The organism is Neisseria sp. (assembly GCF_030530745.1).
Lineage (GTDB): Bacteria > Pseudomonadota > Gammaproteobacteria > Burkholderiales > Neisseriaceae > Neisseria.
Genome location: NZ_JAUMUI010000003.1, coordinates 45,246 through 59,159, shown reverse-complemented (window position 1 = coordinate 59,159; position 13,914 = coordinate 45,246). Strand labels below are relative to the sequence as shown.

Genomic DNA, 13,914 nt, shown 5'->3' with positions numbered 1-13,914 from the left:
GTAAGGCCGTCTGAAACATTTCGGGCGGCCTTTCTTATATAATGGCACGGTTCGTTCACACCGTTTACGGAGCAGTTTATGCAGACTTGGCACGACGCCCTCGGCGCGGAGAAGCAGCAGCCTTATTTCCAACATATTCTGAGCACCGTTAAAGCCGAGCGCGCAAGCGGGCAGACGGTGTATCCGCCGGCGGCCGATGTGTTTAATGCGTTCAAAGCCACCGAGTTCGGCCAAGTGAAGGTGGTGATTCTGGGGCAAGATCCTTATCACGGCGCGGGGCAGGCGCACGGGCTGGCGTTTTCGGTGCGCCCCGAAGTGGATATTCCGCCGTCGCTGGCGAATATCTATAAAGAGCTGGCAAGCGATATCGCAGGCTTTCGCATTCCCAATCACGGTTATCTGCAACATTGGGCGGACCAGGGCGTGCTGCTGCTCAACACCGTACTCACCGTGCGCGCGCATCAGGCGCATTCCCACGCCGCGCTGGGTTGGGAGCAGTTTACCGACTGCGTGATTGCGCAATTGAATGAACACCGCCGCAACGTGGTGTTTATGCTGTGGGGCAGCCACGCGCAGAAGAAAGGCGCGTTTATCGACCGCAGCCGCCATTTGGTGTTGAGCGCGCCGCATCCGTCGCCGCTGTCGGCCTACCGCGGATTTTTCGGCTGCCGCCATTTTTCGCAGGCCAACGCTTATTTGCAGCAACACGGGTTGGGCGTGGTGGATTGGCAGGTGTAGTGAAAACACAATTGCGGCCGTCTGAAACCGCAGCGGTATTTTCAGACGGCCTGAAGGCGGTTTTTGCAAAGGTATCAGCATGTATGATTGGCCGGATTCAAAAGGAAACCTATGAAAATCTTATTTATCGCCGACCCGTTGGCAACTTTCAAAACCTATAAAGACACCACCTACGCCATGATGCGCGAAATGGCCGCGCGCGGCTGGGCGCTGTTTCATACACTGAGCAGCGAGCTTTCGGTGCAAAACGGCAGCGTAGCGGCGCAGGCCGCACCGTTTGAGTTTGCCGGCGCGAAAAATGATCACGACCACGAATGGTTCAGAGCAGGCGGTAAAATTCAGACGGCCTTGAAAGATTTCGATGCCGTGATTATGCGCACCGACCCGCCTTTCGATATGCAGTATCTCTACGCCACCCAGCTGCTCACGCTGGCCGAAGGGCAGGGAGCGAAAGTGTTTAACAGCGGGCAGGCCATGCGCGATTTCAACGAAAAACTGGCAATTCTGAATTTCGGCCGCTTTACCGCGCCCACGCTGGTGAGCACCCGCGCCGCCGACGTGCGCGCCTTTCTGCAGGAACACGGCGACATCATCGTAAAACCGCTCGACGGTATGGGGGGCATGGGCATCTTCCGCCTCACCGAAGCCGACCCCAACACCGGAAGCATACTCGAAACCCTTATGCAGCTCGACACGCGCACCATCATGGCGCAGCGTTATATTCCCGAAATCGTGCACGGCGACAAACGCGTGTTGGTGATTGGCGGCGAAGTGGTGCCGTTTGCGCTGGCGCGTATCCCGCAAAACGGCGAAACGCGCGGCAACCTGGCCGCAGGCGGGCGCGGCGTGGCGCAGGAGCTTTCCGCGCGCGACCGCGAAATCGCCGAAACCCTCGCGCCCGAATTGAAACGCCGCGGCATTTTGCTGGCAGGCTTGGACGTAATCGGCGACTGTCTCACCGAAGTCAACGTAACCAGCCCCACCGGTTTTCAGGAAATCATGAAGCAGAAAGGCTTTGATGTGGCAGCCATGTTCGCCGATGCCGTTGCGGCATGGGCAAAACCGTAAGGCCGTCTGAAAACAAACAGGATAAGAATCATGCAGAATGAACGATATGCAGAAACAGTTAAAGGAAAAAAAGGCATTACGCGCATGATTAAAGCCGTTGGTTATTCGCGCGACGGCCTCAGCGCGGCATACCGCTACGAAAGCGCTTTCCGCCAGTTGGTTTGGCTTAATATTTTATTGGTTGCGCTGGCCTTTGTTCTCAATTTCGGCCCTGCAACCCGTATGATGCTGATATCCGCATCGTTTCTGACGCTGATCGTCGAGCTTTTTAACACTGCTGTTGAAGCCGCCGTCGATCACACCTCCACCGCACGGCACGAGCTGGCCAAACGCGCCAAAGATGCAGGTTCCGCCGCGCAGATGCTGGCTTTGGTTCTGCTGGCCGTGTTATGGTTTATGGCGCTTTGGCGCGAATATGGGTTGAATCTTTTCTAGCATTTTTTTTGATATAAATTAAAATACATGAGTAATTTTTTCGGGTATAAATGCGGTACTTTCAGCAATCTGTGATTTTTCCACAACCTGTGATTAAGGAGAAAGCCATGAAAAAACTGTTAGGTGCGTTGGTTATGGCAGGCATCTGCCAGACTGCGTTTGCGGCGGGCATAACCGTAGAGAAGCCTTGGGCGCGCGCTACCGTAGAAGGTATGCATATGGGCGGTGCGTTTATGAATATCAAGAACGATACCCGCAGGGACGATTTTCTGATCGGCGGAAGCAGCCCGGTATCAGACAAAATCGAAGTGCACACCCACGTTAACGACAACGGCGTGATGCGCATGCGCGAAGTGGAAGGCGGGATTCCGCTGAAAGCAGGCCAAACCACCGAGCTGAAGCCCGGCAGCTACCATATCATGTTTATGGGTTTGAAACGGCCGTTGAAGCAGGGTGAAAAAGTTCCGGTTACCCTCAAATTCAAAAGGGCGAAACCGCAAACCATTAACGTTGATGTCAACACGGCGCCCAAAGACAGCGGAAACGGGCATAATCAAGGCGGCCATTCGGCACATTAAGGCCTGATGGCAGAAGCCGGGAAAAAATCCCCGCAATAAACCGGCGGGGATTTTTATGTGTAGGGAAATGCTCGGACAACAGTTTTATTTCACTCCGTTTTCAGACGGCCCCCGCTTTTCTGAAATTCGCCGTTGCGTTGAATGTCAACAGACCCTAGGGTTTGGAGACGGTGCGCAGGCGGGGGTAGAGGCTGCCGCCGTTTTTGCGGCCGACGGGGATGGGGGGCAGCCGATGGTTTGTGCGGTTTGTCGTAAGGGCAGGTTGCGGTAGTGTTTGGAAATGCAGTACCGTTGCTCTGAAGTCGGTTGTGTAAGCCGTATTGCAATCTTTCTTGTCAGGAAAAGCAGTATGCTGCCGCATACCGGCCTTTTCTGTTGATGGAAAGCTGCACTGTTAGGCGAATGTAAGGGTCTGTTGATATTTGCCTTGCCGCTTCAAACCAAAACGGAAACTGTATCAAGCCCGTGCCGGTTTTAGCGGAAACGGTGAAGGCTGCAAACGTTTATTTCACGTGCGGCGCGATGATTTGCAGCATCTGCGCGAGCACTTTCGGGTTGCCTGCCACCGTGTCGCCGCTTTCCAGCCAGCCTTCGTTGCCCTGCATATCAGTAACGATGCCGCCTGCTTCCTGCACGATTAAGGCGCCGGCGGCGATGTCCCACGGTTTGAGGTTGAATTCGAAAAAGCCGTCCAAACGGCCGCAGGCCACGGCGCATAAATCGAGTGCGGCCGATCCTTCGCGGCGGCCGCCTGCGGTTTTGGCGAGAATGTCTTTCAGAATGGCGAGGTAGGTGTCCATCATGCTTTGGTCGACTACGGGAAAGCCGGTGCCGATCAGGCAGCGGTTTAACTCTATGCGGTTGGATACGCGGATGCGGCGGTCGTTGAGCAGCGCGCCTTGGCCGCGCGAGGCCATGTATAAATCGTTGCGCTCGGGGGCGTAAACCAAGGCTTCCTGCAGTACGCCTTTGTGCAGCAGCGCCATTGAAATTGCATATTGCGGATGGCCGTGCAGATAGTTGGTGGTGCCGTCGAGCGGGTCGATGATCCACTCGTATTCGGCACCGGCTTTGCCTTGCGTGCCGCCTTCTTCGGCGGTGATTTTGTGGTGGGGATAGGCTTCTTTGAGGGCGTCGGTCAGAATGGCCTCGGAAGTGCGGTCGACATCGGAAACGAAATCGTTAAACGCTTTGCTGTCGGTTTTTACGGCATCTAAATTTCGTGAGGCGCGTATCATCATATCGCCTGCTTTGCGCGCGGCTTTGAAGGCGGTGTTTAAAATCGGGTTCATGATGGCTTTTCCAATCGGGCTAATCGGGTAAAATAATACGCAAACCAACTTGGCGTTTTGCGGTTTCCAATGTTTTTTAAAGAACGCTTCGGACGGCCTTTCCAATTTGGCTTCAGGCCGTCTGAACAGTGAAATCAAAGCCTGTATTATACCCCCGTTACGAAAATAAAACATGAACAATCCCAAACCCGCGCTGCCGGATTATCTCGGCAATATCCGCATCGTGCTCGCGCGCACCAGCCATCCCGCCAATATCGGCTCTGCCGCCCGCGCCATGAAAACCATGGGTCTGCACCGTTTAACGCTGGTTGCCCCGCAGCTTATCGCCACGCCGGTAACGGCACACCCGCCCGTGTTCGACGCCGCAGATCCGCAGTCGTTCAGGCTGCCCGAAGAAAGCTTCGTGCTGGCTTCGGGGGCGGCAGATGTGCTCGAAAACGCCTGTATCTGTTCTACCTTGAGTGAAGCGTTGGCCGATACCTCCCTGAGCTGTGCGCTTACCAGCCGCAAACGCGAGCTGGCCGCGCCGCTGCAAACCCCGCGTGAGCTGGTTCCCGAGCTGTTGCAGGCCGCCGCGCAGGGGCAGCAGGCGGCGCTGGTGTTCGGCAACGAAACTTTCGGTTTGAGCATCGAAGAAGTGCAAAGCTGCAACCGCCTGATGACCATCAACGGCAACCCCGACTATTTCTCGCTCAACCTTGCGCAGGCCGTGCAGGTGGTGTGCTACGAGCTGTTCAGCCAAACCGGTGTGCCGATGACGCATCTGGCGCAGGAAACCCGCCCCGCCACCCACGAACAAATCGCCGGTATGGTTGCCCATATGCAAAGCGTGATGGAAAGCGTGGGCTTTTTCAACCGCCGCAACAGCGACCGCCTGATGCGCCGTATGCGGAGCCTGTTTATGCGGGCGGGCACGCAAACCGAAGATATTGATATTTTGCGCGGGTTTTTAAATACGGTGAAAAGGAATCTGAAAGATTGAACAGGTTGGTTTTTGATAAAACGCGTAAATAAAGGTATTTTTAGGCTTGTAACGGAACCGAGTCCGACACATTCTGCACACCTACTTATCCAAACCTTCCTGCACCATCTGAGCCGCCCGCAATACCGCGCGGGCTTTGTTTTGGGTTTCCTGCCATTCGGCTTCTTCTTCCGAATCGGCAACGATACCGCCGCCGCTTTGCACATAGAGCGTGCCGTTTTTAATCACGGCGGTGCGGATGGCAATGGCCAAGTCCATATCGTTGTTGAAGCTCCAACAGCCGACGGCTCCGCCGTAGATGCAGCGTTTGGCCGGCTCCAGCTCTTCGATGATTTCGAGCGCGCGCACTTTGGGGGCGCCGGAAAGCGTGCCGGCGGGGAAGGTGGCTGCGAGGATTTCCATATTGTTCACGCCGTTTTTCAGACGGCCTTCCACGTTAGATACGATGTGCATCACGTGCGAATAGCGCTCGATCACCATTTTGTCGGTTACTTTCACTTCGCCTGTGCGGCTGACGCGGCCGACGTCGTTGCGACCCAAATCAATCAACATCACATGTTCGGCGGTTTCTTTGGCGTCGCCGAGCAGGTCTTGCTCGTTGGCAAGGTCTTCGGCAGGGGTTTTGCCGCGCAGGCGGGTGCCGGCGATGGGGCGTACGACGATGGTGTCGCGTTCGCGGCGAACGAGGATTTCGGGCGACGAGCCGACGATGTGGAAACCGCCGAAATCGTAGTAAAACATATAGGGTGAGGGGTTGAGCGTGCGCAGGGCGCGGTAGAGCGAGAGCGGGTGGTCGGTGAATTCCAGCTTCATGCGCTGGCTGGGCACCACCTGCATGCAGTCGCCGTCGAGAATATACCGGCGGATTTTGCGCACGTATTCTTTATAGCGCGCTTCGCCGGTTTCGTGCTGCGGTTCGGTTTTTCTGCTGCCGAGCGAGAGCGGGATGGCGCAGCTTTGGCGCAGGCGGGTGCGCAGGTCTTCCAGCCGTTCGCGCGCGGCTTCGTAGCCGTTCTCTTCGGCGGGGTTTGCATACACGATTAAGTAGATTTTTCCGGAAAGGTTATCGACCACAGCCAGCTCTTGCGAGAGCATCAATAAAATATCGGGCGTGCCGATGGTGTCGGGCTTGCCGCTGTTTTGGAAGCGGTGGGCGAAATGTTCGAAGTTGTAGATGGTTTCGTAGCCGAAATAGCCGACCAGGCCGCCGGTGAAGCGGGGCAGGTTGGGGATTTCGGGTGTTTTGAAACGTTGGTGGAAGGCTTCGATGAAGGTAAGCGGGTTGCCGTCGAACTGTTCGGTGATTTCGCCGTTGCAATATACATCGACGTGTTTGCCCGATGCTTTGAGCCAGGTGCGGCAGGGCAGGCCGATAAAGGAATAGCGGCCGAAACGTTCGCCGCCCACCACTGATTCGAGCAGGTAGGTGTAGGGCCGGTTGGCCAGTTTGAGGTAGAGCGACAGCGGGGTGTCGAGGTCGGCCAACAACTCCTGCACCAGCGGGATGCGGTTGTAGCCTGCGGCGGCTTGGGCTTGGTATTCTTGTTTGCTGATCATGTTTTGGGCGGCCTGAAAAACAGGTTGAGACCTTTGCACCCCCATCTGCGGCGCATTTCTGCGTTGTGCGTTTATGCCCTTTAGGGTACTGCTCGCTCGCTTAGCCTTGTGTTTGATATGTCTGCGCTCGCTGCGCTGCTACGCCTTGAACTGCATCCACATCTGGAGGTTTTGCAAAGGTCTCAGGTTGGGGAAATGCGCGAAGTATAGCAGTTTTCAAGATTGCAGGGTGGAGAAAGGCCGTCTGAAAACGCTTTCAGACGGCCTGTCGGACGGGGCGGAGGCGGTTTATTCTTCGGGCGCTTCGCCGTCGGTTTCGTCGGGTATGCCTTCGGTAATCTGCACGTTGGTGCCGGCTTTGGCGCGGATTTTGGCATCGATTTCGTCGGCCACTTCGGGGTTTTCTTTCAGCCACACGCGCACGTTGTCTTTGCCTTGGCCGATTTTGGCGCCGTTATAGGCATACCATGCGCCGGATTTTTCGACGATGCCGTATTTCACGCCCAAATCCACCAGCTCGCCTTCCCAGCTGATGCCTTCACCGTAGAGGATGTCGAACTCGGCTTGGCGGAAGGGCGGGGCGACTTTGTTTTTAATTACTTTCACTTTGGTTTCGTTGCCCAAAATGTCGTCGCCTTTTTTGATTTGGCCGGTGCGGCGGATATCGAGGCGCACGGAGGCGTAGAACTTCAGCGCGTTGCCGCCGGTGGTGGTTTCGGGGCTGCCGAACATCACGCCGATTTTCATGCGGATTTGGTTGATGAATATTACGAGGGTGTTGGTTTTTTTGATGTGGCCGGTGAGTTTGCGCAGCGCCTGGCTCATCAGGCGGGCCTGCAGGCCGACGTGGCTGTCGCCCATTTCGCCTTCGATTTCGGCTTTGGGCACCAGCGCGGCAACGGAATCGACCACCACCATATCCAGGCCGCCGCTGCGCACCAGCGTGTCGCAGATTTCCAGCGCCTGCTCGCCGGTGTCGGGCTGGGAAAGATAAAGATCTTCCACTTTCACGCCGAGTTTGCGGGCGTAAACAGGATCGAAGGCGTGTTCGGCATCGATAAAGGCGCAGATGCCGCCGTTTTTCTGGCATTGGGCAACGGCTTCCAAACACAGGGTGGTTTTGCCCGAAGATTCGGGGCCGAAAATTTCAACCACGCGGCCGCGCGGCAGGCCGCCCACGCCCAGCGCCAAATCCAAGCCGAGCGAGCCGGTGGAAATTACTTCCAGATTTTCGTCTTGATGGCTGCCGTCCATCTTCATGATGGAGCCTTTGCCGAAGTTTTTTTCGATTTGCGCCAGCGCGGCGGCAAGCGCTTTGCTTTTATCGTCGGGTTTGTTTTTTTCGTCTGCCATGATGTTCTCGTGTGGAATGTCGGTTGGAAATTTCGGGCAGATTATCGCACAAATCGCCCCTGCCCGAAAAAGTTTTCACCTGCTTTTCAGACGGCCTTTTCACAACCGCCCAACCATATTAAGATAAGCGCCGGAATATTTCTGCCTCTATCAACTCGTTTGAAGGAACACACATGAAAGTATTACTGCTCGGCGCGCCGGGTGCGGGCAAAGGCACGCAGGCGCAATTTATCACCGCCGCTTTCGGCATTCCGCAAATTTCCACCGGCGATATGCTGCGCGCGGCGATTAAGGCCGGCACGCCTTTGGGTTTGGAAGCGAAAAAAATCATCGACGAAGGCGGCCTGGTGCGCGACGACATCATCATCGGCATGGTGAAAGAGCGCATCGCGCAGAGCGACTGCAACAACGGTTTTCTGTTCGACGGTTTCCCGCGCACGCTGGCGCAGGCCGAAGCGATGGTGGAGGCGGGCGTGGATTTGGACGCGGTTGTGGAAATCGACGTGCCCGATGCGGTGATTGTGAACCGCATGAGCGGCCGCCGTGTGCACCTGCCTTCGGGCCGCACCTACCACGTTACGTTCAACCCGCCGAAAACCGAGGGCAAAGACGACGTAACCGGCGAGGATTTGATCCAGCGCGACGACGACAAAGAAGAAACCGTGAAAAAACGCCTCGAGGTGTATCACGACCAAACCGCCGTGTTAATCGGGTTTTACAGCAAACTCACCGGCGAGCACGCGCCCAAATACATCAAGGTGGACGGCACGCAGGCCGTTGAAACCGTGAAGGCGGAAGTGCTGGCAGCTTTGGGCAAATAAACATTTGTTATACAATAGCAGGCCGTCTGAAAATGTTTTCAGACGGCCTTTTAAACTTTTAACGATTAACCAGCCTTAAACCTTTTCTGCATTTGCGTTTTTTAAGTGTTGAAAAGCATTCGGGCTGACTGAAAACGAAAGAACCCGCATGAAGCCCAACCCCGTCAAACAGCGCGCGCTGCAACAAATCCAGCAGCGGCTCGGCCACACCTTCAAACGCCCCGAACTTTTGGAGCAGGCGCTCACCCACCGCAGTTTTTCCTCACGCAACAACGAACGTTTTGAATTTGTGGGTGATGCCATACTCAACTATACCGTTGCCAAAATGCTGTTCGAAACCTTTACCGAGCTGCCAGAAGGCCGCCTTTCGCGTATGCGCGCCAACTTGGTCAACCAAGACACGCTGGCCGCCATCGCCGTTTCGCTGAATGTGGGCGACGCGCTGTTTTTAGGGCCGGGCGAACTCAAAAGCGGCGGTTTCAACCGGCCTTCGATTCTGGCCGACGCCATGGAAGCCGTTTTCGCCGCCATCAGTTTCGATGCCGACTTCAACACTGCCGAAGAAACCGTGCGCCGCCTGTTTGCGCAGCGGGTGGCCGGCGCCGATGCCGCAGGGCAGGGCAAAGACGCCAAAACCCTGTTGCAGGAAACCTTGCAGGCGCGCCGTTTGGCACTGCCCAAATACCGCATCGAAGCGCAGCACGGCGAAGGCTGCAACGCCGAATTCACCATCGCCTGCGATTTGGGCGAGCTGGGCTTTATCACCACCGCCAAAGCCGGCAGCCGCCGCGCGGCCGAGCAGGAAGCCGCCAAGCAGGCGCTGGCGTGGCTGGCAGAAAAATACCCGCCCCGTGCGCGGGAAAGTATCACGAAAACAAATGCCGTCTGAAAAAGTTTTCAGACGGCCTGCAACGGTTTGATTATGCCAACACGAAAAATACCCGCCAGCGCCGCCATGCTGGTTAAGAATTCCGAACGCTATCTGGCCGAGGTGCTCGCCGCGCTGGCCGATTTCGACGAAGTGCTGCTGCTCGACAACGGCTCGACCGACCGTACACTCGAAATCGCCGCAGGGTTTGCCAACGTGCGCGTGTGCAAACACGGGTTCACCGGCTTCGGCCCCATGAAAAACCTTGCCGCCTCCATGGCCAAACACCCTTGGATTTTCAGCATCGACAGCGACGAAGTGCCCGATGCCGAGCTGGTTGCCAGCATACGCGCGGCGGTGGAGCACAACGACCCCAACACCGTTTACACCCTCTCGCGCCTCAACCATTATAACGGCCGCTTTATCAAAGCCTGCGGCTGGTATCCCGACATACTGCCGCGTCTCTACCACCGCAACTATGCCGGCTTCAACAACCGGCGCGTACACGAATCGCTGGAACTGCCGCCCCAAATCCATGTGCGCCCGCTCAAAGGCTGCCTGAAGCACTATTCGTATCAGAATGCCGAGGGGCTGATTCAAAAGATGCAGCAATACAGCACGCTTTATGCCGAAGAAAACCGCTACCGCAAAACTTCTTCCGTGTTCAAGGCCGTATTGCACGGCGGATGGGCGTTTTTCAGAAGTTATATTTTGCGCAAGGGTTTTGCTTACGGTGCCGACGGGCTGGTTATTTCTACCATTAACGCGCAAAACTCATATTACAAATACGTTAAGCTCTACGAACACAACCGCAATATGGGCGTGTCGCTGATTATCACCACCTACAACCGCCCCGACGCGCTGGCGCTGGTGTTGAAGTCCGCCCTTGCGCAAACCCGCCTGCCGCAGGAAATCATCGTCGCCGACGACGGTTCCGACCGCCGTACCACCGAAGTTGTGGGCAAATTTGCTCAAGTCAGCCCCGTGCCTGTAAAACATACCTGGCAGAAAGACGAAGGCTTCCGCGCCGCACAATCGCGAAACAGGGCTATTGCCGCCGCTTCTTCCGATTATCTGATTATCATCGACGGCGATATGATGCTCGACCCTTCGTTTATCGCCGACCATATCGCCGTTGCCCGTAAAGGCCGTTTGATTCAGGGCGGGCAGGTATTGATCGGCAGGGAGCGCACCGAAGAAATCCTGGCCGACCGCCAACTGCCGCTGCCCGATTTGTCGTTTTACAGCGGCGGCATCAAAAAACGCCTCTCCGCGCTGCGGCTGGCCAAACTGTCGAAACTGATTGCTAAGCGCGGTAACCGCAAACACAAAGGCATCAAAAGCTGCAATATGGGTTTTTTCCGCGACGATGCGCTGGCCGTGAACGGTTTCAACAACGATTTCGTCGGCTGGGGGCGGGAAGACAGCGAATTCGTCGCCCGCTGCTACCACAGCGGCATGAAGCGGCACAACCTCAAATTCGCCGGCGTGGCCTACCACCTGTGGCACAACGAAGCCGAACGCGCCGCGCTGCCGCAAAACGATGCCTTGCTGAAAGCCACGTTAAACGAAAAGAAAACCCGCTGCGGGCGCGGGGTTGACGAATTTTTGGAAACCGCCGCAGAGCAGGGTGGGGATGCGCCGGAAAATACAGAGGGTTTTCAGACGGCAGGAGGGAAAGGTAACTGCCGGGCGTTCTGAAATATTTTGTTTTGAAAAAACAAAGATAAAGGCCGTCTGAATACAATGCTCCGCAGAAACTGCGCAGTATTGCATTCAGACGGCCTGCCGCCCGTTAATCGGGCAGACCTTATTTTTCGCGGCTGCCCAGTTGCGGCAGCACCGAGCCTTCGCCCAGCGACAACAGGCCGGTTTGCGAGTAGAGGCCGAGTTTGGCACGGGTGTCGGTGATGTCGAGGTTGCGCATGGTGAGCTGGCCGATGCGGTCGAGCGGGGTGAAGGCGGCGTTTTCCACTTTTTCCATGCTCAGGCGTTCGGGGGCGTAGGTGAGGTTGGGCGATTCGGTGTTGAGAATCGAATAGTCGTTACCGCGGCGCAGTTCTAAAGTTACTTCGCCGGTAACGGCTTTGGCCACCCAGCGTTGGGCGGTTTCGCGCAGCATCAGTGCTTGGCTGTCGAACCAGCGGCCTTGATACAGCAGGCGGCCGAGGCGCAGGCCGTTGATGCGGTATTGCTCAATAGTGTCTTCGTTGTGGATACCGGTTACCAAACGTTCATAAGCAATGTGGAACAAGGCCATGCCGGGGGCTTCATAAATGCCGCGCGATTTGGCTTCGATGATGCGGTTTTCGATTTGGTCGCTCATGCCCAGGCCGTGACGGCCGCCGATGCGGTTGGCTTCCAAAAACAGCGCCACCGGGTCGCCGTATTCCTGACCGTTGATGGCCACGGGCACGCCTTCTTCAAAGCGCACGCGCACTTCTTCGGGCTTCACTTCCACGTTTTCATCCCAAAACGCCACACCCATAATCGGTTTGACGATTTTGATGCTGGAATCCAAGAACTCCAAATCTTTGGCTTCGTGCGTTGCGCCGAGCATATTCGAATCGGTGGAATAGGCTTTTTCCACCGACATTTTGTAGTCGAAGCCATTGGCAATCAGAAATTCGCTCATTTCCTGACGGCCGCCCAGCTCGTCGATAAACTGCTGGTCGAGCCAGGGTTTGTAGATTTTCAGCGCGGGGTTGGTGAGCAGGCCGTAGCGGTAGAAGCGTTCGATGTCGTTGCCTTTGTAGGTGGAGCCGTCGCCCCAGATATTCACGTCGTCTTCTTTCATGGCCGAAACCAGCATGGTGCCGGTTACCGCACGGCCCAGCGGCGTGGTGTTGAAATAGGCTATGCCGCCTGTTGAAACATGGAACGCACCGCACTGGATGGCGGCGATGCCTTCATGGGCAAGCTGGCTGCGGCAGTCGATTAAGCGGGCTTCTGCCGCGCCGTATTCTTTGGCTTTTTTCGGAATGGCGTTGTAGTCGCTTTCATCGGGCTGGCCCAAATCGGCAGTGTAGGCATAGGGCAGTGCGCCTTTGAGTTTCATCCACAACAGGGCGGCGGAGGTGTCGAGGCCGCCTGAAAAGGCAATGCCGACTTTCTGGCCTGCGGGCAGGCTTTGCAAAATGGTATGGTTATGCTGGCTCATGGAAAATCCTATCGAATGTGGAAATGCCGTTTCAGACGGCCTGAAAACGGGCTATTATTGTATGAATCGGCCTGTTCGTCCAGCCTGGGGCGGGTTCGGGCGGCCTGTATGAATATTGTTAATGCCATACCGGCGGAAAGAGTATGCCATGATTGATTTCAATTTAATTATTATCGGCGATGAAATTCTGCACGGCAGCCGCGCCGACCAACATTTTGCCTTTTTTAAAAACCTGCTCGAATCGCGCGGCCTGCGTTTGGGGCAGGTGCAGTATCTGCCTGACGACAGGCCGCTCTTGGCCAAACAGTTGCGCCGCAGTTTTTCAGACGGCCTGCCGACTTTCGTTACCGGCGGCATCGGCGCCACTTTGGACGATCACACCCGCCAAGCCGCCGCCGATGCGTTGGACGTGCCGCTGGTGCGCCACCCCGAAGCAGCGGCGCTGATAGACGGCGTGTCGCTCAAACGCGGCGATGCGCTTGATTCGGCCGCCCACCGCCAGCGGCTGCTGATGGCCGATTTCCCGGCCGGCTCCGATCTGATACCCAACAGCTATAACGACATCGCCGGTTTTTCGATACGCGAACACTATTTCATGCCCGGCTTTCCCGTGATGGCGCAACCGATGGGCGAATGGGTGCTGGAAACCTATTATGCCGGCCGTTTCCACCAAACCCGCAGCGGGCAGCGCTCGGTATGGGTGTTCGGCATCCCCGAGTCGCACGTTGTGCCGGTAATGCGGCATATCGAAGCGGAATATGCGGGCATACGCACGTTCAGCCTGCCCAGCGTCGGTTGGGTAAACGGCAGAGGGGAGAAGGTGCCGCCGCATATCGAATTCGGCATCAAGGCCGTAGGCGAAGCCTGCGCCCATATGGATGCGGCTTGGGCGGATATGCTGGAAAAACTGGCGCAGGCAGGGGCGCGGGTGGAGGAAGAAGCACCGGAATAAGCGGTATTCGAACTGTTCGAAACCTTGCCGCCGTTTTGGCTGCCGCTTCACACTATGCTGTATAATCCGATATTTCAAAACCAATAACAGGCCGTCTGAAAACGGGAGGG

General features: G+C 56.4%; 12 protein-coding genes and 2 pseudogenes. 10 read left to right on the top strand and 4 right to left on the bottom strand.

Annotated features, from left to right (window positions below):
- Window positions 1-72: 72 nt before the first annotated feature.
- From ung to Q3970_RS02035, 4 genes and pseudogenes are all read left to right on the top strand, one after another.
- Window positions 73-738, top strand: a pseudogene (ung, locus tag Q3970_RS02050) (uracil-DNA glycosylase); the annotation flags it as partial.
- A 111-nt stretch (window positions 739-849) separates the two neighbouring features.
- Window positions 850-1,806, top strand: a complete 957-nt coding sequence (gene gshB / locus Q3970_RS02045) for a glutathione synthase (RefSeq protein ID WP_303098947.1) — start codon at window positions 850-852, stop codon at window positions 1,804-1,806.
- Window positions 1,807-1,836: 30 nt separating this feature from the next.
- Window positions 1,837-2,241 carry a diacylglycerol kinase gene (locus tag Q3970_RS02040; protein ID WP_303098946.1) on the top strand — a complete coding sequence of 135 codons (405 nt, stop codon included), beginning with the start codon at window positions 1,837-1,839 and terminating at the stop codon, window positions 2,239-2,241.
- Window positions 2,242-2,348: 107 nt separating this feature from the next.
- The gene (locus Q3970_RS02035) at window positions 2,349-2,819 is read left to right on the top strand and encodes a copper chaperone PCu(A)C (protein WP_303098945.1); all 471 of its coding nucleotides are present in this window, start codon (window positions 2,349-2,351) and stop codon (window positions 2,817-2,819) included.
- Window positions 2,820-3,322: 503 nt separating this feature from the next.
- Here the strand turns inward: Q3970_RS02035 and Q3970_RS02030 are convergent.
- Entirely contained in the window at window positions 3,323-4,111 is a 789-nt protein-coding gene (locus Q3970_RS02030) for an inositol monophosphatase family protein (RefSeq protein WP_303098944.1), read from the bottom strand.
- A gap of 172 nt (window positions 4,112-4,283) precedes the next feature.
- Here Q3970_RS02030 and Q3970_RS02025 point away from each other — a divergent pair, with 172 nt between their 5' ends.
- Window positions 4,284-5,093 (top strand): RNA methyltransferase, encoded by an 810-nt coding sequence (locus tag Q3970_RS02025; protein ID WP_303098943.1) that lies wholly within the window; start codon window positions 4,284-4,286, stop codon window positions 5,091-5,093.
- Window positions 5,094-5,174: 81 nt separating this feature from the next.
- Here Q3970_RS02025 and trpE read toward each other — a convergent pair whose 3' ends face one another.
- Window positions 5,175-6,650, bottom strand: coding sequence for an anthranilate synthase component I (trpE, locus tag Q3970_RS02020; RefSeq protein ID WP_303098942.1), 1,476 nt, complete (start codon window positions 6,648-6,650; stop codon window positions 5,175-5,177).
- Window positions 6,651-6,683: 33 nt separating this feature from the next.
- Here trpE and Q3970_RS02015 point away from each other — a divergent pair.
- Window positions 6,684-6,860: pseudogene (locus tag Q3970_RS02015) on the top strand (lipoprotein signal peptidase).
- A 78-nt stretch (window positions 6,861-6,938) separates the two neighbouring features.
- On the opposite strand, the gene recA reads toward Q3970_RS02015, so the two are convergent.
- Window positions 6,939-8,003 (bottom strand): recombinase RecA, encoded by a 1,065-nt coding sequence (gene recA, locus Q3970_RS02010; RefSeq protein WP_303098941.1) that lies wholly within the window; start codon window positions 8,001-8,003, stop codon window positions 6,939-6,941.
- Between the two features lie 173 nt (window positions 8,004-8,176).
- Between recA and adk the strand changes: the two genes are divergently transcribed.
- From adk to Q3970_RS01995, 3 genes are all read left to right on the top strand, one after another.
- Window positions 8,177-8,824 carry an adenylate kinase gene (gene adk / locus Q3970_RS02005; RefSeq protein ID WP_303098940.1) on the top strand — a complete coding sequence of 216 codons (648 nt, stop codon included), beginning with the start codon at window positions 8,177-8,179 and terminating at the stop codon, window positions 8,822-8,824.
- 148 nt (window positions 8,825-8,972) lie between these two features.
- The gene (gene rnc / locus Q3970_RS02000; RefSeq protein WP_303098939.1) at window positions 8,973-9,713 is read left to right on the top strand and encodes a ribonuclease III; all 741 of its coding nucleotides are present in this window, start codon (window positions 8,973-8,975) and stop codon (window positions 9,711-9,713) included.
- 33 nt (window positions 9,714-9,746) lie between these two features.
- Entirely contained in the window at window positions 9,747-11,393 is a 1,647-nt protein-coding gene (locus Q3970_RS01995) for a glycosyltransferase (protein WP_303098938.1), read from the top strand.
- Between the two features lie 109 nt (window positions 11,394-11,502).
- On the opposite strand, the gene argG is transcribed toward Q3970_RS01995, so the two are convergent.
- Window positions 11,503-12,852, bottom strand: coding sequence for an argininosuccinate synthase (gene argG, locus Q3970_RS01990; RefSeq protein WP_303098937.1), 1,350 nt, complete (start codon window positions 12,850-12,852; stop codon window positions 11,503-11,505).
- Window positions 12,853-13,000: 148 nt separating this feature from the next.
- Between argG and Q3970_RS01985 the strand changes: the two genes are divergently transcribed.
- Window positions 13,001-13,804 carry a molybdopterin-binding protein gene (locus Q3970_RS01985; protein ID WP_303098936.1) on the top strand — a complete coding sequence of 268 codons (804 nt, stop codon included), beginning with the start codon at window positions 13,001-13,003 and terminating at the stop codon, window positions 13,802-13,804.
- The last annotated feature ends 110 nt before the right edge of the window (window positions 13,805-13,914 follow it).

Coding starts and splice junctions, on each gene's coding strand:
- gshB (WP_303098947.1), top strand. CDS start 850: ATGAAAATCTTATTTATCGCCGACCCGTTGGCAACTTTCAAAACCTAT.
- Q3970_RS01995 (WP_303098938.1), top strand. CDS start 9,747: ATGCCAACACGAAAAATACCCGCCAGCGCCGCCATGCTGGTTAAGAAT.
- argG (WP_303098937.1), bottom strand. CDS start 12,852: ATGAGCCAGCATAACCATACCATTTTGCAAAGCCTGCCCGCAGGCCAG.
- recA (WP_303098941.1), bottom strand. CDS start 8,003: ATGGCAGACGAAAAAAACAAACCCGACGATAAAAGCAAAGCGCTTGCC.
- Q3970_RS02040 (WP_303098946.1), top strand. CDS start 1,837: ATGCAGAATGAACGATATGCAGAAACAGTTAAAGGAAAAAAAGGCATT.
- rnc (WP_303098939.1), top strand. CDS start 8,973: ATGAAGCCCAACCCCGTCAAACAGCGCGCGCTGCAACAAATCCAGCAG.
- adk (WP_303098940.1), top strand. CDS start 8,177: ATGAAAGTATTACTGCTCGGCGCGCCGGGTGCGGGCAAAGGCACGCAG.
- Q3970_RS02025 (WP_303098943.1), top strand. CDS start 4,284: ATGAACAATCCCAAACCCGCGCTGCCGGATTATCTCGGCAATATCCGC.
- trpE (WP_303098942.1), bottom strand. CDS start 6,650: ATGATCAGCAAACAAGAATACCAAGCCCAAGCCGCCGCAGGCTACAAC.
- Q3970_RS01985 (WP_303098936.1), top strand. CDS start 13,001: ATGATTGATTTCAATTTAATTATTATCGGCGATGAAATTCTGCACGGC.
- Q3970_RS02035 (WP_303098945.1), top strand. CDS start 2,349: ATGAAAAAACTGTTAGGTGCGTTGGTTATGGCAGGCATCTGCCAGACT.
- Q3970_RS02030 (WP_303098944.1), bottom strand. CDS start 4,111: ATGAACCCGATTTTAAACACCGCCTTCAAAGCCGCGCGCAAAGCAGGC.